Raw genomic sequence first — 23,661 nt, forward strand, 5'->3', positions numbered from 1 at the left:
TTATTTCTATGAATTATAAAGAAACTCTAAATTGGATGTTTGCGCAATTGCCAATGTATCAAAGAGAAGGTAAAGCAGCATTCAAAAAAGATTTAACGAACATTTTAGCTTTTTCTGAAGAATTAAATTATCCAGAAAAGAAGTTTAGGTCGATTCATGTTGGTGGGACTAACGGTAAAGGGTCTACAAGCCATATGTTAGCTTCAATTTTACAAGAAGCTGGTTATAAAGTTGGTTTATATACATCGCCACATTTAAAGAGTTTTACAGAACGAATTAGAATTGATGGTAAAGAAATTCCAAAACGAAAAGTATCATCATTTATAAATCAACAAAAAGATTTTTTAGAGAAACAAAAATTGTCTTTTTTTGAAATGACAGTTGGTCTGGCTTTTGATTATTTTGCTTCCGAAAATGTAGATATTGCTATTGTAGAAGTTGGTTTAGGAGGAAGATTAGATTCTACAAATATTATTACTCCAGAAATATCTGTAATTACAAACATAGGTTTAGACCATACACAGTTTTTAGGTGAAATGTTGCCGGAAATAGCATTTGAAAAAGCAGGAATCATAAAAAACAAAATTCCTGTAATTATTGGAGAAGAGCAAAAAGAAGTTAAAGAGGTTTTTATTATTAAAGCCAAAGATGAAAAAGCATCAGTTTACTTTGCTTCTAATAATAGAGAAGTTTATCAAACAGATTTGTTGGGGGATTATCAGAAAAATAATTCAAAAACGGCTGTAGTCGCAATAAGACAACTTCAAGAATTTCAAGTTTCTGAAGAAAATATAAAAAACGGACTTTTAAATGTTGTAAAAAACACTAATTTAAAAGGGCGTTGGCAGATTTTACAAGACAAACCAAAAGTAATTTGTGATACAGCTCATAATAAAGAAGGTTTGAGCATTGTATTAAATCAGCTTAAAAAAGAACAATTTAAAAAGCTTCATATTGTTTTAGGATTAGTTTCAGAAAAGAAATTGGAAGAAATTTTGCCAATGTTTCCAAAAGATGCAAGCTACTATTTTTGTAAGCCAAACATACCAAGAGGGCTTTCTGAAGTTGTTTTACAAGAAAAAGCGGAAGAATTTAATTTATTTGGAGAAAAATATTCATCTGTTAAAAAAGCATTAAAAAGTGCGTTACTTAATGCAAATCAACAAGATATAATTTATGTAGGAGGAAGTACATTTGTTGTTGCAGAAATAATTTAAAATAAAGTTACTTTTTATTTTGGAGATATTAAAATGTGTGTTATATTTGCACCCGCTAAGGGCAATTAGCTCAGTTGGTTCAGAGCATCTCGTTTACACCGAGAGGGTCGGGGGTTCGAATCCCTCATTGCCCACTTAGTTAAAACTTCTACAGAAATGTAGAAGTTTTTTTTTGTTTATAGTTTTAAGAATAATACGTTTTCGTATTTTTGATGTGCAATCAATAAGGTTTATTAGATATCAAAAATATAGAAATGAAAGAAAGTCATTACTTTGCTCACGAAACTTCTGTTGTTGATGATAATTGTCAAATAGGAAAAGGATCTAAAATTTGGCATTTTTCTCATATAATGAGTAATTGTATAATTGGTAAAGAATGTAATATTGGGCAGAATGTTGTGGTTTCTCCTGAGGTAATTTTAGGAAACAATGTTAAAGTACAAAATAACGTTTCTATATATACAGGTGTAACTTGTGAAGATGATGTTTTTATAGGCCCTTCTGCGGTTTTTACAAATGTTATTAACCCTAGAAGTGCGATAAATAGAAAGAATCAATATTTAAAAACAATAGTAAAAAAAGGAGCTACTATCGGTGCAAATGCTACTATTGTTTGCGGAAATAATATTGGTGAGTATTCTTTTATTGGAGCAGGTAGTGTTGTTACGAAAGAAGTCCTTAATTTTGCGTTAGTTGTTGGTAATCCGTCAAAGCAAATTGGCTGGGTTAGTGAATACGGACATAGATTAGATTTTAATGATAACAACATTGCAACTTGTAAAGAAAGTAAGCAAAAATATAAATTAGAAAATAGTTTAGTGGGTAGATTAGAGTAATTGTTATTCAGATTGAATTATTTTAATGAATAATAGAAAGATACTTTAAGTTCTCTAAAGGGTTATTTGTTTTATTCATATTTAAAGCATAATTAAGAAAAATACAATTCTAAAAATGAATATAAATCTTTCTCAAAAGAGAATTCTTATAACTGGAGGTGCTGGATTCATCGGGTCTAATTTGTGTGAAGAACTCCTTAAGAGAAATAATAAAGTTATTTGTCTTGATAATTTTTCTACTGGTAAAAGAGAAAATTTATCCACTATAATTAATAATACTAACTTCACTTTAATAGAAGGTGATATTAGAAATTTAGAAGACTGTTTAAAGGCATCTAAAGAAGTTGATTATGTATTGCATCAAGCTGCACTTGGTTCTGTCCCAAGATCCATTAAAGACCCTATTACTACTAACGATGTAAACATAAATGGTTTTTTAAATATGTTGCTTGCTTCTAGAGATAGTGGTGTTAAGCGTTTTGTATATGCTGCAAGTTCATCAACTTATGGCGATTCTGAATCTTTACCAAAAGTTGAAGATGTAATTGGTAAACCGCTTTCTCCTTACGCAATTACAAAATATGTTAATGAATTGTATGCAGATGTTTTTTCTAAAACCTATGGCTTGGAAACTGTTGGTTTACGCTATTTTAATGTTTTTGGTAGAAAACAAGATCCAAATGGAGCATATGCTGCAGTGATACCTAAATTTGTTAGTCAATTAATGAATTTAGAATCACCAACAATATATGGAGATGGAAATTATTCTAGAGATTTTACATATATTGATAATGTAATACAGGCAAATATTTTAAGTTTAGTTGCAGATGTAAGAGCAGTAAATACGGTATATAATGTGGCTTATGGAGATAGAAATACTTTAAATGATTTAATGAGTTATTTAAAAGAGTATTTATCAGAATATAATCCAAAGATTAAAGATGTTGAAATTATTTATGGTTCAAAAAGGCAAGGAGATATACCGCACTCTCATGCGTGCATAAATAAAGCCAAAGAATTATTAAAATATAATCCACAGTTTTCCTTACAAAAAGGGTTGAAAGAAGCTATTAAATGGTATTGGGGTAATTTATAAAATAAAAATGAAAAAAAATAAAATTGCAATTTTAGGGTTAGGTTATGTTGGTTTGCCTTTAGCAAGATTATTTGCAACAAAGTATTCTGTTGTAGGTTTTGATATTAATAGAGAAAGAGTTGCTCAATTAGTTTCTGGTATAGATACTACTTTAGAGGTTTCTAATCAAGTATTACAATCTGTTTTAGTTGATGAGATTTCTGATAAAAATGGACTTTTTTGTACCACTTCATTAGGGAGCCTTAAAGACTGTAATTATTATATTATTACTGTACCAACTCCAGTTGATAAAAATAACAGACCAGTTTTAACACCATTATTAAAAGCGAGTGAAGCAGTAGGTAAGGTTTTGGGAAAAGATGATATTGTAATTTATGAATCTACAGTTTACCCAGGAGCAACAGAAGATGATTGTGTACCTGTTTTAGAAAAAACTTCAGGTTTAGTTTATAATAAAGATTTTTATGCAGGATATTCGCCAGAAAGAATTAACCCCGGGGATAAAGAACATACGGTCGAAAAAATTCTAAAAGTAACTTCTGGCTCAACTCTTAAGGTAGGTAAAAAAGTTGATGACTTATATAAGTCAGTTATAATCGCGGGTACACATTTAGCACCTAATATTAAGGTTGCAGAAGCAGCAAAAGTGATAGAAAACTCTCAAAGAGATATTAATATTGCTTTTGTAAACGAATTGGCAAAAATATTTAATTTAATGAATATTAATACACAAGATGTTTTAACAGCGGCTGGTACAAAATGGAACTTTCTACCATTTAAACCTGGTTTAGTTGGTGGACATTGTATAGGTGTAGATCCTTATTATTTAGCGCAAAAAGCACAAGAACACGGCTATCATCCAGAAATTATTTTGGCAGGTAGAAAGATGAATGATGGTATGGGAGTGTATGTTGCTTCTGAAGTAGTGAAACTAATGATTAAAAAAGGCAGTGTTGTTAAAGATGCCGATGTGTTAGTTTTAGGTATTACTTTTAAAGAAAACTGCCCAGATGTTAGGAATACAAAATCGGTAGATGTAGTAAGAGAATTAGAAGATTTTGGAATTGAAGTTACAGTTTTTGACCCAAATGCTGATCCAATTGCTGTTAAAAAAGAATACAATATTATATCAGAAAATAAAATTCCAAATAAAAAATTCGATGCAATTGTTTTAACAGTTGCACATAAGGAGTTTTTAGAGTTAGATATAATATCATTGAAGAAAGATAATGCTATAGTATATGATGTTAAGAATTTTCTTCCATCAAAACTTGTAGACAAATCATTATAAAAATGAAAAACTTCGCTTTAATAGGAGCAGCTGGCTATATTGCTCCAAGACATTTAAAAGCAATAAAAGATACAAATAATAATCTTATTGCGGCACTGGATAAATTTGATAGTGTAGGTGTAATGGATCGTTATTTTCCTAATGCAGATTTTTTTGTTGAATTTGAAAGATTCGATAGATATATTGAAAAAATAAAACGTAATAACGTTAATTTAGATTATGTAAGTATTTGTACTCCTAATTATTTACATGATTCACATATTAGAATGGCATTAAGAAGAGGAGCTGATGCAATTTGTGAAAAGCCAATAGTTCTTAATCCATGGAACCTGGAAGCATTAATGGATATTGAGAAAGAATCTGAAAATAAAATTAATACAATTTTACAATTAAGATTGCATCCAAGTATTATTAAGCTTAAGCAAAAAATAACTTCAGGTAGTAAAAATAAAAAATATGATATAGATTTAACGTACATAACCTCTAGAGGTAAATGGTATGATATTTCTTGGAAAGGAGACGAAAGTAAATCTGGTGGAATTGCAACAAATATTGGAGTTCATTTTTACGATATGCTTTCTTGGATTTTTGGTGATGTACAAGAAAATATTGTTCATTTGAGGGAGAGTCATAAATCAGCTGGGTATTTAGAATTTGAAAATGCTAGAGTGAGGTGGTTTTTGTCAATAGATGAAAATGATTTACCAGGTAGAGTAAAGGTTGTAGGGCAAAAAACTTTTAGGTCTATTGAAATTGATGGAGAAGAATTAGAGTTTAGTTCTGGTTTTACAGATTTACATACTAAAAGTTATCAAGAGATTTTAAAAGGAAAAGGATTTGGTTTGGTAGATTGTAGAAGATCTATAGATATTGTACATGAAATCAGAAACTCTGAACTGATCAGGTTAAAGGGGGAATATCATCCATTTGTCTCTAAAAAATAGAAAATTGAGAAGAAAAAAAAACCTTATAATTTTTGGAACAAGACCAGAGGCAATTAAGATGGCTCCACTTGTTAATCAGTTTTTAAAAGATAATAGATTTGAAACTAAAGTTTGTGTAACCGGTCAACATAGAGAAATGTTAGATCAGGTTTTGAGTTTTTTTGAAATTACGCCAGATTACGATTTAAATTTAATGAAGCCTAATCAAAATCTTTATAATTTAACTGGCGAAGTTATTTCTGGATTAAAACCAATTTTAGAATCTTTTAAACCTGATTTTGTTTATGTTCACGGAGATACAACTACAACTATGGCGGCAAGTCTAGCTGGTTTTTATTCCGGTGCAAAAGTTTGTCATGTAGAAGCTGGTTTAAGGACAAATAATATGTTGTCCCCTTTTCCAGAAGAAATGAATAGGCAAGTTGCTAGTAGAATTGCAAATTATCATTTTGCACCAACAATAAAGTCTCAAGAAAACTTACTAAAAGAAAATGTTCAAAAAGAGAATGTTTTGATTACTGGTAATACGGTAATTGATGCATTATTAGAGAGTTCAAATAAAGTAGAGGATTTAGAAAATAAAGAAGTTATTGAGTTAAAGTCAAAAGTAGATTTTAAAAATAAAGTACTTCTAATTACAGGTCATAGAAGAGAAAATCACGGTCAAGGTTTTATTAATATTTGTGCAGCTTTAAAAGAAATAGCAATTAGAAATCAAGATGTTGAAATTATATACCCTGTACATTTAAACCCGAATGTATTAAAGCCTGTAAATGAGCTTTTAGGGAATGTAAATAATATTCACTTAATAAAACCACTTTCTTACCCTTCGTTTGTTTGGTTAATGGGTAGGTCTTATTTAATTATTACGGATAGTGGAGGTGTGCAGGAAGAGGCACCAAGTTTAGGTAAACCAGTTTTGGTAATGAGAGAAACTACAGAAAGACCAGAGGCAGTTGATGCAGGGACCGTTATTTTAGTAGGGACTAATACTGAAAAAATTATTACAGAAACACAAGGGTTGTTAGATGATTTAGATAAATACAATTCTATGAGTTCTTTACATAACCCTTATGGAGATGGAAAAGCATGTCAACGGATAATCGAATTTATCGCAAGTTTATAAAAATATGAATAAGGTAAAAGTAGTAACTATAGGTTTAGGGTATATTGGGTTGCCAACATCTGCGTTAATTGCGCAAAATGGAATTCGAGTTCACGGCGTTGATGTCAATCAACAAGTAGTTGATATAATTAATAAAGGTGAAATACATATTGTTGAACCAGATTTAGGTGTTGCAGTTGAAGAATCAGTGAGAAAAGGCTTTTTTAAAGCTGATGTTAAGCCAGTTGAGGCTGAAGTTTACTTAATTGTTGTTCCAACGCCTTTTAAAGGAAATCATGAGCCAGATATTTCTTATGTGGAATCAGCCACTAGAAATATTATTCCATTACTAAAAGAAGCTGATTTATATATTATTGAATCGACTTCACCAGTTGGTACTACAGAAAAGATGATGCAATTAATTTTTGATGAAAGACCAGAATTAAAAGGAAAGCTTAATATAGCATATTGCCCAGAAAGAGTTTTGCCAGGAAATGTAATGCATGAATTGGTTCATAATGATAGGGTTATTGGAGGCGTTGATGAAAAGTCTACTCAGAAAGCATTAAAGTTTTATAAGCAATTTGTAAAAGGAGAACTACATGCAACGAATTCTAGAACTGCTGAAATGTGCAAGTTAATAGAGAATTCTTCGAGAGATGTACAAATAGCTTTTGCTAATGAACTTTCATTAATTTGCGATAAAGCAGATATTAATGTTTGGGAACTAATTAGTTTAGCGAATAAACATCCCAGAGTTAATATTCTTCAGCCTGGATGTGGCGTTGGAGGGCATTGTATAGCAGTAGATCCTTATTTTATTGTTTCAGATTATCCAATGGAATCAAAAATTATTGGAACAGCTAGAGAAGTAAATAATTACAAGTCTTTTTGGTGCGCAGAAAAAATTCAAACAGAAAAATTAAAGTTTGAATTAAAGCATGGTAGAAAACCAAGTATTGCCTTAATGGGGCTTTCTTTTAAAGCAAATATTGATGATTTAAGAGAATCTCCAGCAAAATACATTGTAAACAAGGTTCTGAAAAATGACAATAATGGTGAGTGCTTTATTGTAGAGCCAAATTTAAAAGAACATAAAGTTTTTAAGCTAACCGATTATAAAATAGCTATTGAGAAATCTGATATTATTGTTTTTTTGGTCGGACATAATGAGTTTAAAAGATTAATTATTGATTCTGATAAAATCGTTTTAAACTTTTGTGGAATTTAAAATTATATTAGACAAGTTCTAATTTAGTAATAGAGAATACTTTTTTTTTTGAAAAAAAAATAATCTATATTTGCAAAAAAAAAGTTAAATGAAAATTGGAATTACTTTTAGTTCATTCGATTTATTTCATGCTGGACATGTAAAAATGTTAGAAGAGGCAAAGCGAGAATGCGACTATTTAATCTGTGCTTTACAAACAGATCCTACCATAGATAGACCAGAAAAAAATAGACCAGTACAGTCTGTTGTCGAAAGATATATTCAATTAAAAGGTTGTAAATATGTAGATGAGATTGTACCTTATGCAACAGAACAGGATTTAGAAGATATATTACGTTCGTTTAAAATAGATGTAAGAGTTATTGGAGATGAATATGCCAGTAAAAAGTTTACAGGCAAACAATATTGCGAAGAAAAAGGGATAGATCTATATTTCAATAAAAGGGAGCATCGTTTTTCAAGCAGTGGATTGAGAAAAGAGGTTCAAGAAAAAGAAAATTTAAAATTAAAAGATAAAAAGGCATGAATATAGCTGTTGTAGGTTCAGGTTATGTTGGTTTAGTATCTGGGACTTGTTTTGCAGAAATGGGAAATAAAGTAACTTGTGTAGATATAGATCTCAAAAAGATAGAAAAACTTGAAAACGGAATTATTCCAATCTTTGAACCTGGTTTAGAACAAATGGTGTTAAAGAATGTGAAGAATAAAAATCTTTTTTTCACTACGGATTTAAGTAAAGCGATTAGTGATGTCGATATTGTTTTCATAGCAGTTGGTACTCCGATGGGAGATGATGGTTCTGCGGATTTACAATATGTTCTAGCTGTTGCTAAATCCATTGGGCTAACAATGCAGAGAAGATTAATAATAGTAGATAAGTCTACTGTTCCTGTAGGTACTGCGGATAAAGTTAAAAAAACTATTCAGTTAGAATTAGATGCTAGAAATTCCGAATTAGAATTTCATGTAATTTCAAATCCAGAATTTTTAAAAGAAGGTGCCGCAATAGCTGATTTTATGAAGCCAGATAGAGTGATTATTGGTTCGGATAATGATTATGCTATTGAAAAAATGAAACAGCTTTATCATCCATTTTGTATGTCTCATGATAGGTTCATTGCAATGGATATACGTTCAGCTGAAATGACAAAATATGCAGCAAATGCAATGTTGGCTACTAAAATTTCATTTATGAATGAAATTGCTAATATTTGTGAAAGAGTTGGTGCTGATGCTAATCAAGTTAGAATTGGTATAGGCTCTGATGCCAGAATAGGGTACAGTTTTATTTATCCCGGAGCAGGTTATGGAGGGTCTTGTTTTCCAAAAGATGTAAAAGCTCTAAAAAAAATAGCTGAAGAAAATGGCTATAAAGCTAAACTAATTGAATCAGTAGAGAATGTAAATGATGCACAAAAATTAGTGATAGCAAATAAAATAATTAAAAAATATGGGAATGACCTAACAGGTCTTACTTTTGGCTTATGGGGGTTGGCATTTAAGCCAGGAACTGATGATATGCGAGAGGCACCAGCTATTTATGTAATAAAAGAATTGGTGAAACGAGGAGCTAAAATTCAAGCTTATGACCCAAAAGCAATTGAAGAAGCACAGGAGTTTTACTTAAAAGATGTTGAAGGTGTTAATTACTGCTCATCTAAATATGAGGTCTTGAAAAATGCATCAGCTTTGATCTTGTTGACTGAATGGAAAGAATTCCGTTCTCCTGATTTTGAGGAAATTAAAAGACAATTGAAATCTCCAATTATTTTTGATGGTAGAAATCAATACAATGCTTTTAACCTAGAAGAGAAAGGTTTTGAATATCATCAAATAGGAAAACAATAATAATGAAAATACTTGTAACAGGTGCTGCCGGTTTTATCGGTTTTCACTTATCAAAATCTTTATTAAGTAAAGGTCATACAGTTGTTGGTATAGATAATATTAATAATTACTATGATATAAATTTAAAATTTGCTCGCCTAAATGAGTTAGGAATAGCTCGAAGTAAAGCAGAGACGTTTTTAAATAAATCAATAGGGGAAATATATAATAATTCATTCCAATTTATTAGAATGAATTTGGAAGATCGTGAAAATTTACCAATTCTTTTTAAAGAAAATAATTTTGATGTTGTTTGTAATTTAGCTGCGCAAGCTGGAGTTCGATACAGTATAGAAAATCCCGAAACCTATATTGATAGTAACGTTGTTGGTTTTTTAAATGTTTTAGAATGTTGTAGACATAACGATATTCAACATTTATTATATGCAAGTAGTTCTAGTGTTTATGGGCAAAATAAAAGAATTCCTTTTTCTACTTCAGATAATGTAGATCGTCCAATTAGTTTGTATGCAGCTACTAAAAAGAGTAATGAATTAATGGCGTATACTTATAGCCATTTATTTAATATAACTACAACCGGTCTTCGCTTTTTTACTGTATACGGCCCCTGGGGAAGACCAGACATGGCAATTTATTTATTTGCAGATGCAATTTCGAAGAATCGTGCAATAAAGGTATTCAATAAAGGTGATATGAGTAGAGACTTTACTTTTATTGATGACATTATTAGTGGTATTGAAATTTTATTAGCAAACCCTCCGGAAAAATCTTTTGAAAACCCGGCCTATAGAGTGTCTAATATCGGTAATGGTAGCCCAGAATCTTTAGGTGATTTTATAAAAGCTATTGAAGCTAGTTTTGGGGTAGAAGCTAAAAAAGAATTTTTACCAATGCAAGCTGGTGATGTTTCAAAAACATGGGCGGATATATCTGAAATTGAAAAATTAGGATATAAAAGTACAACCAAAATAAATGAAGGTGTTCAAAATTTCGTACAATGGTTTAAATTGTATAACGAGTCAAATTAAATTAAATTAGCACTGATTTAGTTATTATGAAAATGATAAGTACTTTTTTAAAAACCTTGGAGTCTTCGAATATTAAATATGTTCATTGGAAGAGTAATACAAATATTGAACAAGCTCTTGGAGGAGTTGATGATTTAGACATATTGGTTGACCCAGCTGATCAAAATAAATTAGAAATTGTATTTAATGATTTGATGTTTTTGAGAGCATTCTCTACGAAAGATAAATGGCAAGATGGGATAACTCATTATATAGGATTAGATATTCCTTCTAAAAAATTAGTTCACGTTCATTTGCACTATAAACTGTCCCTTGGTTATGATTATGATAAATGTTTTAAGCTCCCAATTGTTGAGAAATACATAAAGAACAGTGTAAATTACAAGAATAATGTTTTCTTACCTAGTTATGAAAATGAGTATTGTATTTTAATTATACGGTTGGTGCTTAAAAATGCTCTAACACCTTTTTTATTAATGCTGCCTCACAGGCAAATTAATTTGTTTAAATACGCCAAATCACTAGGTGTTATTCAAGGAGGAGGTTACAGGGAGTTCATTGATCTAAGAAGTAAAATTGACTCTGGAAAAATTGTAAACTGTTTAGAAAATAATTTCAGTTTTTTATCAAAAGAAACATTCAATTATTTAGAATTGATACTAAATGATAATTCAAGTGTCTTCGCCTTTTTTAAAGCAGGTAGAAAACTGAAAAAAGAACTTAAAGAATATAGAGATTATAATGAGTTTACTTCAATAAGGAAAGCATTTGTTAGACTATATTCCATTCGTTTTTTCTCTTTGTTGAGGAGATTTAGTATTTATAATAAAATCGAAGGAAAGAAAGCTGAAAACGGAGGGAGAATTATTGCTTTTGTCGGCGGAGATGGTGCAGGAAAAACAACAACAATTTCTAATTTAAGAAAAACCATAAAAAGCCAATTTTCTTTAAAATCGATCCATGTTGGGAAACCAAATATGACTTTAAAAGGTTTAGTTTTTAGAGTCATTAGTAAAATGTTCTCTATAATTAGGTTAAAAAATCTTTCAAAAGCCTTATTTTATGTTTCTATCGCTATTAATAGAAAAAATGAATTTAAAAAAGCTTGTAAATTAAGAGATAAAGGGGTTATTGTTTTGCAAGATAGAATACCGCTAGAAGGTATTACTGCTATGGATTGCCCAAGAGTGCATACCTTGCTAAATGGAAAATATAAGAAGCTTTCTAAATTTGAAAAAAAGCAATATCAATCAATAAAAGGTGTTGATATGCTTTTTGTAATGAAGCTTGACCCAGAAATAGCTTTGCAAAGACGCCCTGAAGATGATCCAGATGAATTAAGAATTAGATCTGGACAGATATGGAATAATAACTGGGTAGCTCCTTTTGCTTATGAAATTAATACTGGTGAAAATAATCAAGAACAAGTTCAAAACATTTTACTAAAAAAGGTTTGGAAAAATCTTAATACTCCTTTTATTCGTGCGGAAATTATTGGTGTTAATGGAACTGGAAAATCTACGTTGTTTAAAAAAATTGAACAAAAAAACCCAAATGTTATAAAATCAATGCCAGTTAAAGATTATCCTTTTTTAATCATTAAAGGGTTGTTTTTTAGTTTTTCACCTGCTTTTAAAATGTATTTTAAAACAAAAAACACTTCTTTATTAAGAAATTATTTTCACCTGATAATTTCTCTACAGTTATTAAAATTTTGGAATAAAAAAAATAGGATACCTTCTAAAAACTTTATTTTTGATCAAGGTCCTTATTTTCAGGCAGCTCTTCTTTATAAAGAAAAATGTATTAGCAAAAGTCTATACTTAAAATACATATCAGAATTACAAGAAATTTTTCCACTAATTTTTACACTTACAGCTTCCAATGAAGTTTTGTATGAAAGAGTAAACAATAGAAAAAGTTCAGACGGCAGAGGACAGCATATGTGTTTTGAAGATTTTTGTAATTTTTGTAACAATTATAAAAAAAGCTATAAATTTGTTCGTAAGAAATCTAGATTTTCAAAAAAAATAAATACAGAGGGAAAGTCCATTAAAGAAGTGTATAAATCTTTTAAGAAAAAAGCATATGGCAGCATCAAATCTTTTGTTTAAAGCTAAATGGAATGCTATAGCTAGTTATTTGAATTTTGGTATTAGTTCAATCTTGATTTTTCTATTAAGCCCTTATTTAGTAAGTTTCTTGGGAAGTTATAGTTTTGGTGTTTGGAAATCCATTCAAAAAATACTAACGTTTGCAACCGTTGCAGATGGTAGAGCCACACAAGCCTTAAAATGGGTAATTGCAAATGAAGAAGATAATGATGACTATAGAATAAAACAACAGGCTATTGGTAGTTCGTTAAAAGTATGGGCGTTTTTTTTACCTTTTATGCTTTTAATCATTGCTTTATTGGTTTGGAATTTGCCATATTTGATTAATAATTTGGATAGTAACATGTATGAATCGGTCTATTTGGTTGGATTGATTTTGGGGGTAAACATGTTAATAAACCCTTTATTAGCAATACCAGACGCTATTCTGGTAGGAACCAATAACGGATATAAGTCTACAAGTATTCAAGTAATTGGCGTCGTACTTTCTAATTGCTTAATGGTATATGTAGCCTATTTAGGTTACGGAGTTGTTGGTTTGGCTTCAGTAATACTGTTAATAACGGCAATGAATGCAGTGTTAATTTTTTTTATTTGTAAAAAAAACATTCCATGGTTTGGTATTGAAAAGCCAAGTAAACACCAAGTAAAAAATTTTTTTGGTTTTAGTTTTTGGGTTTTTTTATGGTCATTTGTTCAAAAATTAATATTGTCTACAGAGATTTTACTAATTGGTTTCCTTTTAACACCAGAAATAGTATCTAATTATGTTTTTACAACTTACATTGTGCAGTTAGCCATATCTATATCTTTAATTACTGGAAGTGCAATTACACCCGGTCTTGGGAAAATTATTGGAGCAAAAGAACTTGATAAAGCCAGAGGGATTACTAGAAGTTTAAGAGACGTTATTATGTTTATTGCTGCCTTTTTTGGAGGTGTAATTTTATTGCTCAATAAAAACTTTGTTTCTTTATGGATGGGAGAAGCTTATTTTATAGGTGAGTATTCTAATCTATTAATTGTTTTAATTATGGTGCATTTAGTAATGTTCCGTATTGAGGGACAGGTACAAGATTTAAGTTTAAAAATAAAGAATAAGGTTATTTATGGTGGTTTATTTGCTGTGTTATGCTTTGTTTTGGGTTTAATAGGTTTCAAATTGTTAGGAGAGAGTATCGAAGGGATTTTTCTTGGAATATTGATTGGAAGAGTATTACATGTTTTTGTTTTTCAAAAATTAGTTGATAAAATGTTGGTTATGAGATCAAACAAAAAAATAATTCTGTACATCTATTTATTGTTATTATTCTTTTTAAGTAAAGTGTTTTTGTACGTAGAAAGCTGGTTGTTGTTCATTGTTATAGGAGTATTAACTTGTTTATTTTTATTTTTAATCTCTTTTAATTTGTTTTTGTCGAAGCATAGTAAAAGAAAAATAATGGAAATTGCTGGGATAAAAATAATTAATAGATTATAAACAGAAGTTTGCATTGTTGATTTTTTAAATATGAACTTTTAACAAGTTTTAAACTTATTAAATGAAAAAAAAAATATATTTTATTATAAACTTAACATTATTAACGGTGCTTTTTGTTTTGTTTACTTTATATCCTACGGGTATTAATGAAGGAGTCATCTGGTTTTGTTTATTAATATTTTACATTTATTTTATAAAGTCTGTAAGTAAACCTATTTCTATTCTGCCACACATAAAAACATTTATGAAAATAGATTTGTTTTTTATGATGTTTTATTACATTATTTTTTTTTATCCTTATCAACTTCATGTTTTAAATATACAAGACTTAAGTTATAGTGATTTTTTATATAAAGCATATGCTCAATATACGAACCCAGCAATTTTATCAGCTACTATTGGTTTAGTATCCTTTCAAATTGGTTTTCATAAAGTTTTTAAATTTAAAAAGGTTAGTATTTCAATAGTATATCCTAAAAAATATTTTAAAAAATTAAATAGAATAGTAGCAGTATTTACAGTTTTTATTTTAGCCCTGTATGCTAAAACGGGTATGGTTGCCATGTTTGCTAGTTCTTATGCAGGGTCTAAAACTGGCGATGTGACCTATGATGCAATATTTAATTTGGTCACTTATTTCATTATACTTTCCGTTATAGCAGTATTGTTTTATTTTATAAATTTTAGAAAATTGAATTTGATTTCAATTATTTTATTGAGTATCTCTGTAATATGGTGTCTTGCATTATTGGTTATTGGAGATAGAAATACCTTCTTTATTATTGCTATTGTAATTGGTTCTGGTTATTTTACTTTTATAAGAGGTATTACAAGAAAAAAAATAATTCTATTTCTTTTTCCAGTTCTTTTTTTGTACCAAGTTGTAGAAGTGAGTAGAGTAAGTGAAGAAAGGAATTTAGAAGCAATATGGCTTGCAATGACAGAAACAAATGTAGAAGAAGAGGGTCTCGACATAGGTTCTTTTGGAATTACAACCGTAGGTTTAAGAGCTACTTTCAAAATTATTGAAAAGAATCAAGGTTTTTTTTTAGGGAAGTTTAAATTTGTTTCCCTAACATCTATAGTGCCTTATTCTAGTAGGTTTTTTCTCGATAAGAATGACCCTTATACTGGTAGTTCTAATGTTTTAAAAGAAGATATGATTGGGTCAAATGCTTCTTGGGGTACAGGTACAAATATTATATCTGATGCTTATTTAGATTTTGGAATTATTGGTGTTGTTGTAATTATGTATTTATTTGGTTATTTTGGTGGGTTTGTTAAGTATAAACTTATAAACGAGCCAAATAATGCACAATGGATTTTTATTTATTTAATTTTAATTGGGTATTATTCGGAATTATCACGTTACGGGTTTGATTTCCCTTTGAGAAGTATAGTTTGGACATTTTTGTTATTTTGGTTCATTAGTAATAAGAATTACATTAAAAAGAACCTGAATACAAAAATATTTTAATAATCAGTAGTAATGAATGAGATTAATTTAAAAGAAAAGATAGTACTTATTATTCCTTCGATGAGAAATGGTGGGTCGGAGAGAGTGATGAGTGAACTGGCAAATAGTTGGTGTAGAAAAGAGAATATTGAAGTTTTTTTAATTTTGTTGACGAATCAAGAAATTTTCTATGAAATAGATTCTCGCGTAAAAGTAGTTACACCAAAAAAAAAATATAAAAAAAATATTTTAAGTAAGATCTTTTATAAATTATGGATATTATATTACATTAGATTTACATGTATGAATATTAAAACTAAAACTGTTTTAAGCTTTAATGAGCGGTATAACAATATTGTATTGCTAGCCTTATTATTTACAAAATTTAAAATTTTTGTTTCAGACAGAAATAATCCCTTTATGAATATTGGAAAAGTTCATCATTTTTTAAGAAACATTTTGTATAGAAATATTTCTGGGGTAATTGCTCAAACTAAAACTGCAAAAAAAGTTTTAAGTACTAATACAAAGAATAAAAATATAAGAGTAATACCTAATCCACTGCGTAAAATTAATTCAGTAAATAAACACATTAATTCAAATTCGAAAAAAGTAATTTTAAATGTTGGTAGAAATGTCCCTCAAAAAAACCAACTCGAATTATTAGAAATTTTTAGTAAATGTAATTATCAAAATTGGGAATTAAAAATTTTAGGTAATGGTCCTTTACATCAAGAGTTAATAGCTAAAATTAAAGAATTAAATTTGCAACAGCATGTGCAGATATTGGGTTTTAGTAAAGATGTTGATACTTTTTATTCTGAAGCTAATGTATTTGCTTTTACCTCTTTGTATGAAGGTTTTCCAAATGCATTAATTGAGGCAATGGCGCATGGCTTACCTTGCGTGTCATATGATTGCCCTACTGGACCTGGAGAGGTTATTATAGACAATGTTAATGGGTGTTTAGTAGATTTGAGTGATGAAATACAGTTTCAAGAAAAGTTAAATAACTTAATGAATTCTGAAGCATTAAGAGAAGCTTTTTCGAAAGAGGCTAAAAAAGTAAAAGAAAAGTATTCGTTGAAAATTATAACTGATAAGTATTTAAATTTTATATTAGAGGATGAAATTAATTATTAATACTGTAAATCTTAAAATAGGAGGTGCATTTCAACGCTCTATATCATTCTTAAAAGAATTAAAAGAGATTGGTAAAGATGACTATCATGTTTTTTACAATGAAAATATAGGCAAACAAATAGATGTAAATGGTTTCCCTTATAACTTTAAGTTTTATTTTTTTAAACAAACACCTGCTTCTTTAAAATTTAGAAAAGAAATAATTAAAAGGTTTAATACCATAGAAAATAAAGTGCAGCCAGATGTCGTTTTTTCTTTTGTAGGCCCATGCTATTGGAGGGCCAAAAGTCCTCATTTAGTTGGTTTTGGTGTTCCGCATATAGTCTATGATGATTATAAATATGTAAAAAAATCTTCACTTAAGATAAAACTTGAAATGTTTTATAAGAAGTATTGGACAAAAAAAGAAGCAGATTTCTATGTTGTTCAAACACAAGATGTAGCAGAACGGTTGGCAAAAAAAATAAATGTAGACTCTGCTAAGATATATTTAGTTTCTAATGGTATTGGAGCTCAATACAAGGGGGTTAAGGTAAAAGCACCCGATAATAAGGGAGTTAAAAAACTGTTGATGATTAGTACCTTTAGACCTAGTAAAAATTTTGAAATTATAAATAAGGTAATACCTTATTTACAAAATGATTTTTTCAATTATGAATTTCACATAACGATAAAACAAGAAGATTATGAAAGAGTTTTCAAAGGTAAAGAACAATGGGTTAAAAATCATGGACATGTTTTAACAAAAGATTGCCCACAATTATATAATGATTGTGACGCAATGTTTTTACCCGCGCATTTAGAATGTTTTTCAGCATCATATCCGGAAGCCATGAAAATGGAGAGACCTATTTTAACATCTAACCTTTCATTTGCAAAAACTGTTTGCGAAGATTCAGCTTTATACTTTGATAATTTAAATGCTAAAGATGTTTCTGAAAAAATAATAAACCTTTTTCATGATAAAGATTTGTATAATAGTTTAGTGAAAAAAGGAAAAGAAAGGTTGGAGATTTTTGATGATTCGAGAGGTCAGGCAGAAAAGTACATAAAAATATGTCAAGAAATTGCAAGAAATAAATCTTAAGATGAAAAAAATGTTAAACACCTACGGGCTTTTTGGAGTCCTTCAATTAATAATCTTTAAATTTAGAACCAAATTTGTATTTGCCAATGCAAGAATAATTAGATTTCCAATAAGAGTTAGAGGCCGTAAACTAATAAAAGTAGGAAAAGGATTTACAACTGGTTTTAACTGTAGAATAGATGCTTACAATGTAAATGATAATAAAGTTGTAATTAATATTGGAAATAATGTTCAAATTAATGATTATGTACATATTGGTGCAGTTGATAGTATAAGTATTGGAGACAATGTACTTATTGCTAGTAAAGTTTTTATCACGGACCACAATCACGGAAATTATTCAGGTAAAAACCAGGACTCACCTGATAGTATACCACAAGAAAGACCAATTTACTCAAAAGGAATTATTATAGAGAAGAATGTTTGGTTAGGTGAATTTGTTTCTGTTTTACCAGGTGTAACAATTGGAGAAGGTTCTATAATAGGTACTATGTCTGTAGTGAATAAAAGTATTCCACCTTTTTCAATTGCAGTCGGTAGCCCAGCAAAGGTAATTAAGCAGTTTAATCACACACAAAAAAAATGGATTAAAATATAGATTAATGTATAAAAAAGAACTTTCAGTTTCACTAGTTATGTATTGCAATGATATAGTTGAATTAACTTTGGCAATAAATTCTGCGCTTAAATCGAGTCTTGTTGGCAAAGTTTATTTGATTGATAATTCACCTACTAATGCTCTAAAAAAATTAATAAAATTGGACACTGAAAGGATTGTGTATTTGTTTCAGAATTCAAATTTGGGGTTTGGTAGAGCTCATAATATTGGAATTAAATTATCAGAAGAAGAAAGGTTTAAGTATCACCTTATTTTAAACCCTGATGTAGAGTTTAAGGAAAATGTTTTAGAAAAATTACACTCATATATGGAAGGTAATTTAAAATGTGGAATGACTATGCCTAAAGTGTTATATAAAAATGGAGATTTACAATATTTATGTAAAAAAGTGCCTACAGTATTTGAACTGTTTGGAAAAAGATTACCGTTTAAATCTCTTCAAAAAAGCATTAACAATCGTCTAGAGTTGCATAATTTTGATTATAATCAAATACTTAATGTTCCTTATTTATCTGGATGTTTTATGTTTTGTAGAGTAAGTTGCTTTCATAAAGTAGGCTTATTTGATGATAGGTACTTTATGTATATGGAAGATTTAGATTTGTCTAGAAGTTTTCATAGACACTTTGAAACTATTTTTTTTCCAGAAGTGAAAATTTTGCATGGCTTTAGAAGTGAATCCAGAGTTAATAAAAAACTTTTAAAGGCTTTGATTATATCAGCAATTAAATACTTTAACAAATATGGTTGGGTTTTTGATGTAGAACGTAGAAAAATGAATAAATCGTTATTAGAGAAAATATCTAAATTAAATTAAAATGAAAGGAATAATTTTAGCAGGTGGTAGTGGTACACGTTTATACCCAATTACCAAAGGTGTTTCAAAACAATTGTTACCAGTGTATGATAAACCTATGATTTATTATCCTTTATCGGTATTAATGCTAGCTGGAATCCAAGAAATATTAATTATTTCTACTCCCGAAGATTTACCTAATTTTGAAAAATTACTTGGCTCTGGTACTGATTTAGGGATACAGTTAAGTTATAAAGTTCAGCCAAATCCAGATGGTTTAGCACAAGCATTTATTATTGGTGAAGAATTTATAGGAGATGATAATGTTTGTTTGGTGTTAGGAGATAATATTTTTTATGGTCATGGGCTAACAGAGATGCTACAATCTGCAAGAAAAAATGTAGAAGAAGAAAAAAAATCTACTGTTTTTGGATATTATGTTGGTGATCCTGAAAGATACGGTGTTGCAGAGTTTGATAAGAATGGGAATGTGACTTCTATTGAAGAAAAGCCAGAAATACCAAAATCTAATTATGCTGTGGTTGGTTTGTATTTCTATACAAATGATGTCGTTCAAATAGCAAAAAAAATTGAGCCTTCTCACAGAGGAGAATTAGAAATCACAACTGTAAATCAAGAATATCTTAAAAAGAAAAGGTTAAAAGTAGAGTTATTGGGAAGAGGTTTTGCTTGGTTAGATACAGGTACCCACGATTCTCTTATGGAAGCAGGTCAATTTATAGAAACAATAGAAAAAAGACAAGGTTTAAAGGTTGCTTGTTTAGAGGAAATTGCTTTCTTTATGAACTATATAGATAAAACTCAATTGAAAAAGTTAGCAGAACCATTAAAAAAGAATGGTTATGGTCAATATTTATTAAAATTAGCTAAATAAAAAAAATGAAATTTATTAAAACAAAAATTCCAGATGTTTTTATTATAGAACCACCTATATTTGGTGATGAACGAGGTTATTTTCTAGAATCTTTTAATTTAGAAAAGTTTGAAGAAAACGTTTGTAAAATAAAATTTGTTCAAGATAATGAGTCTAAATCTTCTAAAGGAGTTTTAAGAGGTTTACATTTTCAAACACCACCTTTTAATCAGGCTAAATTAGTACGTTGTGTAGAGGGACGTGTAATGGATGTTGCAGTAGATGTCAGAAAAGGTTCTCCTACATATGGTAAACATGTTGCTGTTGAGTTAACAGGAGAGAATAAAAAACAGTTGTTTGTACCTAGAGGGTTCGCTCATGGTTTTTCTGTTTTAAGTGAAACTGCTGTTTTTGCATATAAAGTAGATAACACATATGCTCCTGAGTATGATTTCGGAATTAGATGGAATGATAAAGATTTAAATATTGATTGGGGTATAGAGGATAGCGAGGTTAAATTATCTGATAAAGATAAAAGCTTAACTTTTTTCTCTGACCTAGATTCACCTTTTAACTATTAAAAATGAATGTTTTAGTAACAGGAGCTAACGGACTGTTAGGTTCAGAAATAAAGAGTTTAACTGATCATTTTACCAATTTAAAGTTTTTTTTTAAAGGTTCATCAGATTTAAATATTTGTAACTTAAAGGAATTAGATGTTTTTTTTAATTCAAATAAAATTGATTCAATTATTAATTGTGCAGCTTATACAGCTGTCGATAAAGCAGAAGAAGATATTCTAAATGCTAAAAAAGTAAATGAAGAAGGTGTTTTGAACCTTGTTAATATATCAAAAAAAATAAATGCAAAATTAATTCATATTTCTACCGATTACGTTTTTAATGGTGAGAGCTTTATACCATATAAAGAGATAGATGGTGTAAGCCCAATAGGAGTATATGGAAATACCAAGAGAGAGGGAGAATTATCTGTTCTTAATTCAGATGTTGATGGACTTGTAATAAGAACTTCTTGGCTTTATTCTTCATATGGAAATAATTTTGTAAAAACAATGTTGCGTTTAGGAGAAAATCGAGATGAATTAAGTGTTATTTTTGATCAAGTTGGTTCGCCTACATATGCTAGAGATTTAGCTTTAGCTTGTCTAAATATCTTAGATAATAGTGAAGAAAATAAGATTAGTTCAAACGGAAAAATGTATCACTTTTCTAACGAAGGTGTTGCTTCTTGGTATGATTTTGCAAAAGCAATTATGTTTATAGGAGATGTTAAGTGTAATGTGAAACCAATTGAAACAAAAGATTATCCAACACCAGCAAAAAGACCACATTTCTCTGTTTTAAATAAAACAAAAATAAAAAACGATTTTGGAATTGAAATCCCTTATTGGAGAGATTCTTTAACGGATTGCATATCAAAATTGAAAAACAAATAAAATTAAAATGAAAAAAAATATATTAGTTACTGGAGGTGCAGGTTTTATAGGTTCTCATTTAATAAGACTATTAGTTAATAAATATCCCAATTATAATATTATTAATATGGATAAATTGACGTATGCAGGAAATCTTGAAAACTTAAAAGATATAGAAAATAAAGAAAATTATACTTTTGTAAAATGTGATATTTGTGATTTTGAGAAAGTTAAAAATGTTTTTATCGATTATAAAATAAATAATGTTATTCATTTGGCAGCGGAATCTCATGTAGATAGGTCTATTAAAGATCCTTTTTCATTTGCTCAAACAAATGTAATGGGAACTTTAAGTTTATTACAAGCAGCTAAATTATATTGGAATGATGACTTTAAGGATAAATTGTTTTATCATGTTTCTACAGATGAAGTTTATGGGTCTTTAGGAAAAGAAGGCTTCTTTTTAGAAACGACGGCTTACGATCCACACTCTCCTTATTCTGCTTCTAAAGCATCATCAGATCATTTCGTAAGATCTTTCCAAGACACTTATCAATTTCCTACTGTGATATCTAATTGTTCGAATAATTATGGTTCATACCAATTCCCAGAAAAATTAATTCCTTTATTTATCAATAATATTTGTCAAAACAAACCATTACCAGTTTATGGAAAAGGTGAAAATGTAAGAGATTGGCTTTTCGTAGATGATCATGCAAGAGCTATTGATGTAATTTTTCATGAAGGTAAATTAGGTGAAACTTATAATATTGGTGGTTTTAATGAATGGAAAAATATCGATTTAATTAAAGTTATTATAAAAACAGTAGACAAGTATTTAGGTAGAGAAGAAGGTGCTTCAGAAAAATTAATAACTTATGTTACAGATAGAGCAGGGCATGATTTAAGGTACGCTATTGATTCTACTAAATTAAAACATGAATTAGGTTGGGAGCCTTCTTTACAATTTAAAGAAGGGATAGCTAAGACTGTTAAATGGTATTTAGATAATGAAGTTTGGTTAGATAATGTAACTTCTGGAGATTATGCTAAATATTATGAAGCTATGTATAAATAATTCTTATTTACCCGTAATTTATGATTTTATATATATCGATTTTTATTATTTTGACTATAGCTTCTTTTATCTATTTAAAACTTGCTATAAAGTTTAAAATTATTGATAAACCTAACCAAAGAAGTTCTCATACAAAAATAACAGTTAGAGGAGGGGGAATTATTTTCCCAATAGCAATTTTGTTATTCTTTTTTTTTAATGATTACGAGTATCCTTACTTTGTTCTTGGGGTTTTTCTAATATCGTTTGTCAGTTTTTTAGACGATATTTATACATTAAGTTCTAAATTTAGATTTCCATTTCAGTTTTTAGCCATATTTTTAATTCTATATCAGGTAGGTTTACCTTTTTCTCCGTTACATTTATGGGGTCTTTATTTATTTATTGGAATTGGAATTATTAATATGTTCAATTTTATGGATGGTATTAATGGTATAACTGGTATTTATAGTATGACAGTATTGTCTGGTTTGTATTTTATTAATTTAGATGAGCATTTAGTTAATGAAGATTTAATTGTCTTTTCAATACTATCTTTACTTATTTTTGGTTTTTATAATTTCAGAAAAAAAGCACTCTTTTTTGCTGGAGATATTGGAAGTATTGCTATAGGTGTACTTATCTTTTTTATTGGGTTTTTATTTGCAATAAAATTATCTTCTCCATTAATTTTATTATTGATTATAGTCTATGGAGCAGATGTTGCATGTACTGTTTTTTATAGAATGGTTTATACTAATGAAAGTATTTTTGAACCACATAGGTATCACGTATATCAAAAAATAGCAGATATTTATAAAATTTCTCATTTAAAAATTTCTGTCACATATGGGGTATTACAATTAATTGTTAACTGGATTGTTTTTAAAACTTATAAGTTAGATTTACCAATTCAATTTTCAATTTTTTTCGGATTGGTTTTTCTACTTATTTTAATTTATGTAATACTATTTAGAGTCTTAAGAAAAAAGAATTGTTAAAAA

General features: G+C 29.0%; 22 protein-coding genes and 1 tRNA gene. All 23 read left to right on the plus strand.

Going from position 1 to position 23,661, the window contains the following annotated elements; translation table 11 throughout:
• Positions 1–8 precede the first annotated feature (8 nt).
• The 23 genes from V3V28_RS13880 to V3V28_RS13990 all read left to right on the plus strand — a co-directional run bounded on the left by V3V28_RS13880 (position 9) and on the right by V3V28_RS13990 (position 23,658).
• A complete protein-coding gene (locus tag V3V28_RS13880) occupies positions 9–1,217 on the plus strand; it encodes a bifunctional folylpolyglutamate synthase/dihydrofolate synthase (RefSeq protein ID WP_331365613.1) in 1,209 nt (402 codons plus the stop codon).
• 59 nt (positions 1,218–1,276) lie between these two features.
• Positions 1,277–1,351 (plus strand) — tRNA-Val (locus V3V28_RS13885).
• Between the two features lie 120 nt (positions 1,352–1,471).
• Positions 1,472–2,053: an acyltransferase gene (locus V3V28_RS13890; RefSeq protein WP_331365614.1), complete on the plus strand. Its 582-nt coding sequence runs from the start codon at positions 1,472–1,474 to the stop codon at positions 2,051–2,053.
• 115 nt (positions 2,054–2,168) lie between these two features.
• Entirely contained in the window at positions 2,169–3,149 is a 981-nt protein-coding gene (locus V3V28_RS13895) for an SDR family oxidoreductase (RefSeq protein ID WP_331365615.1), read from the plus strand.
• A gap of 7 nt (positions 3,150–3,156) precedes the next feature.
• Positions 3,157–4,440: a nucleotide sugar dehydrogenase gene (locus tag V3V28_RS13900; RefSeq protein ID WP_331365616.1), complete on the plus strand. Its 1,284-nt coding sequence runs from the start codon at positions 3,157–3,159 to the stop codon at positions 4,438–4,440.
• A 2-nt stretch (positions 4,441–4,442) separates the two neighbouring features.
• Positions 4,443–5,384, plus strand: a complete 942-nt coding sequence (locus V3V28_RS13905; RefSeq protein WP_331365617.1) for a Gfo/Idh/MocA family protein — start codon at positions 4,443–4,445, stop codon at positions 5,382–5,384.
• 4 nt (positions 5,385–5,388) lie between these two features.
• Positions 5,389–6,510 (plus strand): non-hydrolyzing UDP-N-acetylglucosamine 2-epimerase, encoded by a 1,122-nt coding sequence (gene wecB / locus V3V28_RS13910; protein WP_331365618.1) that lies wholly within the window; start codon positions 5,389–5,391, stop codon positions 6,508–6,510.
• A 4-nt stretch (positions 6,511–6,514) separates the two neighbouring features.
• Complete coding sequence (gene wecC, locus V3V28_RS13915; RefSeq protein ID WP_331365619.1) at positions 6,515–7,720, plus strand: UDP-N-acetyl-D-mannosamine dehydrogenase; 1,206 nt, start codon at positions 6,515–6,517, stop codon at positions 7,718–7,720.
• Between the two features lie 88 nt (positions 7,721–7,808).
• On the plus strand, positions 7,809–8,246 hold the full coding sequence (locus tag V3V28_RS13920; RefSeq protein WP_331365620.1) for an adenylyltransferase/cytidyltransferase family protein: 438 nt from the start codon (positions 7,809–7,811) through the stop codon (positions 8,244–8,246).
• The gene (locus V3V28_RS13925; protein ID WP_331365621.1) at positions 8,243–9,568 is read left to right on the plus strand and encodes a UDP-glucose dehydrogenase family protein; all 1,326 of its coding nucleotides are present in this window, start codon (positions 8,243–8,245) and stop codon (positions 9,566–9,568) included. Before V3V28_RS13920 ends, V3V28_RS13925 begins: the two co-directional genes overlap by 4 nt.
• A gap of 2 nt (positions 9,569–9,570) precedes the next feature.
• Positions 9,571–10,596, plus strand: coding sequence for an NAD-dependent epimerase/dehydratase family protein (locus V3V28_RS13930; protein ID WP_331365622.1), 1,026 nt, complete (start codon positions 9,571–9,573; stop codon positions 10,594–10,596).
• A 32-nt stretch (positions 10,597–10,628) separates the two neighbouring features.
• Positions 10,629–12,710 (plus strand): hypothetical protein, encoded by a 2,082-nt coding sequence (locus V3V28_RS13935; protein WP_331365623.1) that lies wholly within the window; start codon positions 10,629–10,631, stop codon positions 12,708–12,710.
• Positions 12,685–14,190 (plus strand): lipopolysaccharide biosynthesis protein, encoded by a 1,506-nt coding sequence (locus V3V28_RS13940; protein WP_331365624.1) that lies wholly within the window; start codon positions 12,685–12,687, stop codon positions 14,188–14,190. The genes V3V28_RS13935 and V3V28_RS13940 overlap by 26 nt, the downstream gene beginning before the upstream one ends.
• A gap of 61 nt (positions 14,191–14,251) precedes the next feature.
• On the plus strand, positions 14,252–15,667 hold the full coding sequence (locus tag V3V28_RS13945) for an O-antigen polymerase (RefSeq protein ID WP_331365625.1): 1,416 nt from the start codon (positions 14,252–14,254) through the stop codon (positions 15,665–15,667).
• Positions 15,668–15,679: 12 nt separating this feature from the next.
• Positions 15,680–16,789, plus strand: a complete 1,110-nt coding sequence (locus tag V3V28_RS13950) for a glycosyltransferase family 4 protein (RefSeq protein ID WP_331365626.1) — start codon at positions 15,680–15,682, stop codon at positions 16,787–16,789.
• Positions 16,773–17,876 (plus strand): glycosyltransferase family 4 protein, encoded by a 1,104-nt coding sequence (locus tag V3V28_RS13955; RefSeq protein ID WP_331365627.1) that lies wholly within the window; start codon positions 16,773–16,775, stop codon positions 17,874–17,876. Before V3V28_RS13950 ends, V3V28_RS13955 begins: the two co-directional genes overlap by 17 nt.
• 1 nt (position 17,877) lies before the next feature.
• Complete coding sequence (locus tag V3V28_RS13960) at positions 17,878–18,474, plus strand: acetyltransferase (RefSeq protein WP_331365628.1); 597 nt, start codon at positions 17,878–17,880, stop codon at positions 18,472–18,474.
• A 4-nt stretch (positions 18,475–18,478) separates the two neighbouring features.
• Entirely contained in the window at positions 18,479–19,312 is an 834-nt protein-coding gene (locus V3V28_RS13965) for a glycosyltransferase (RefSeq protein ID WP_331365629.1), read from the plus strand.
• Position 19,313: 1 nt separating this feature from the next.
• Positions 19,314–20,186, plus strand: coding sequence for a glucose-1-phosphate thymidylyltransferase RfbA (rfbA, locus tag V3V28_RS13970; RefSeq protein WP_331365630.1), 873 nt, complete (start codon positions 19,314–19,316; stop codon positions 20,184–20,186).
• Positions 20,187–20,191: 5 nt separating this feature from the next.
• A complete protein-coding gene (gene rfbC / locus V3V28_RS13975) occupies positions 20,192–20,746 on the plus strand; it encodes a dTDP-4-dehydrorhamnose 3,5-epimerase (RefSeq protein ID WP_331365631.1) in 555 nt (184 codons plus the stop codon).
• 2 nt (positions 20,747–20,748) lie between these two features.
• Complete coding sequence (gene rfbD, locus V3V28_RS13980) at positions 20,749–21,621, plus strand: dTDP-4-dehydrorhamnose reductase (RefSeq protein WP_331365632.1); 873 nt, start codon at positions 20,749–20,751, stop codon at positions 21,619–21,621.
• 7 nt (positions 21,622–21,628) lie between these two features.
• Complete coding sequence (rfbB, locus tag V3V28_RS13985) at positions 21,629–22,678, plus strand: dTDP-glucose 4,6-dehydratase (RefSeq protein ID WP_331365633.1); 1,050 nt, start codon at positions 21,629–21,631, stop codon at positions 22,676–22,678.
• Between the two features lie 20 nt (positions 22,679–22,698).
• Complete coding sequence (locus tag V3V28_RS13990; RefSeq protein ID WP_331365634.1) at positions 22,699–23,658, plus strand: UDP-GlcNAc--UDP-phosphate GlcNAc-1-phosphate transferase; 960 nt, start codon at positions 22,699–22,701, stop codon at positions 23,656–23,658.
• Positions 23,659–23,661: the final 3 nt, after the last annotated feature.

The organism is Polaribacter sp. (assembly GCF_036480315.1).
GTDB lineage: Bacteria > Bacteroidota > Bacteroidia > Flavobacteriales > Flavobacteriaceae > Polaribacter.

Excerpts from the sequence above, each read along its gene's own strand:
- V3V28_RS13960 (WP_331365628.1), top strand. The coding sequence starts at position 17,878 with ATGAAAAAAATGTTAAACACCTACGGGCTTTTTGGAGTCCTTCAATTA.
- V3V28_RS13880 (WP_331365613.1), top strand. The coding sequence starts at position 9 with ATGAATTATAAAGAAACTCTAAATTGGATGTTTGCGCAATTGCCAATG.
- V3V28_RS13955 (WP_331365627.1), top strand. The coding sequence starts at position 16,773 with ATGAAATTAATTATTAATACTGTAAATCTTAAAATAGGAGGTGCATTT.
- V3V28_RS13935 (WP_331365623.1), top strand. The coding sequence starts at position 10,629 with ATGATAAGTACTTTTTTAAAAACCTTGGAGTCTTCGAATATTAAATAT.
- rfbD (WP_331365632.1), top strand. The coding sequence starts at position 20,749 with ATGAATGTTTTAGTAACAGGAGCTAACGGACTGTTAGGTTCAGAAATA.
- V3V28_RS13930 (WP_331365622.1), top strand. The coding sequence starts at position 9,571 with ATGAAAATACTTGTAACAGGTGCTGCCGGTTTTATCGGTTTTCACTTA.
- V3V28_RS13920 (WP_331365620.1), top strand. The coding sequence starts at position 7,809 with ATGAAAATTGGAATTACTTTTAGTTCATTCGATTTATTTCATGCTGGA.
- V3V28_RS13925 (WP_331365621.1), top strand. The coding sequence starts at position 8,243 with ATGAATATAGCTGTTGTAGGTTCAGGTTATGTTGGTTTAGTATCTGGG.
- rfbC (WP_331365631.1), top strand. The coding sequence starts at position 20,192 with ATGAAATTTATTAAAACAAAAATTCCAGATGTTTTTATTATAGAACCA.
- rfbB (WP_331365633.1), top strand. The coding sequence starts at position 21,629 with ATGAAAAAAAATATATTAGTTACTGGAGGTGCAGGTTTTATAGGTTCT.
- V3V28_RS13990 (WP_331365634.1), top strand. The coding sequence starts at position 22,699 with ATGATTTTATATATATCGATTTTTATTATTTTGACTATAGCTTCTTTT.
- V3V28_RS13950 (WP_331365626.1), top strand. The coding sequence starts at position 15,680 with ATGAATGAGATTAATTTAAAAGAAAAGATAGTACTTATTATTCCTTCG.
- V3V28_RS13895 (WP_331365615.1), top strand. The coding sequence starts at position 2,169 with ATGAATATAAATCTTTCTCAAAAGAGAATTCTTATAACTGGAGGTGCT.
- V3V28_RS13945 (WP_331365625.1), top strand. The coding sequence starts at position 14,252 with ATGAAAAAAAAAATATATTTTATTATAAACTTAACATTATTAACGGTG.
- V3V28_RS13905 (WP_331365617.1), top strand. The coding sequence starts at position 4,443 with ATGAAAAACTTCGCTTTAATAGGAGCAGCTGGCTATATTGCTCCAAGA.
- V3V28_RS13900 (WP_331365616.1), top strand. The coding sequence starts at position 3,157 with ATGAAAAAAAATAAAATTGCAATTTTAGGGTTAGGTTATGTTGGTTTG.
- rfbA (WP_331365630.1), top strand. The coding sequence starts at position 19,314 with ATGAAAGGAATAATTTTAGCAGGTGGTAGTGGTACACGTTTATACCCA.
- wecC (WP_331365619.1), top strand. The coding sequence starts at position 6,515 with ATGAATAAGGTAAAAGTAGTAACTATAGGTTTAGGGTATATTGGGTTG.
- V3V28_RS13965 (WP_331365629.1), top strand. The coding sequence starts at position 18,479 with ATGTATAAAAAAGAACTTTCAGTTTCACTAGTTATGTATTGCAATGAT.
- V3V28_RS13940 (WP_331365624.1), top strand. The coding sequence starts at position 12,685 with ATGGCAGCATCAAATCTTTTGTTTAAAGCTAAATGGAATGCTATAGCT.
- V3V28_RS13890 (WP_331365614.1), top strand. The coding sequence starts at position 1,472 with ATGAAAGAAAGTCATTACTTTGCTCACGAAACTTCTGTTGTTGATGAT.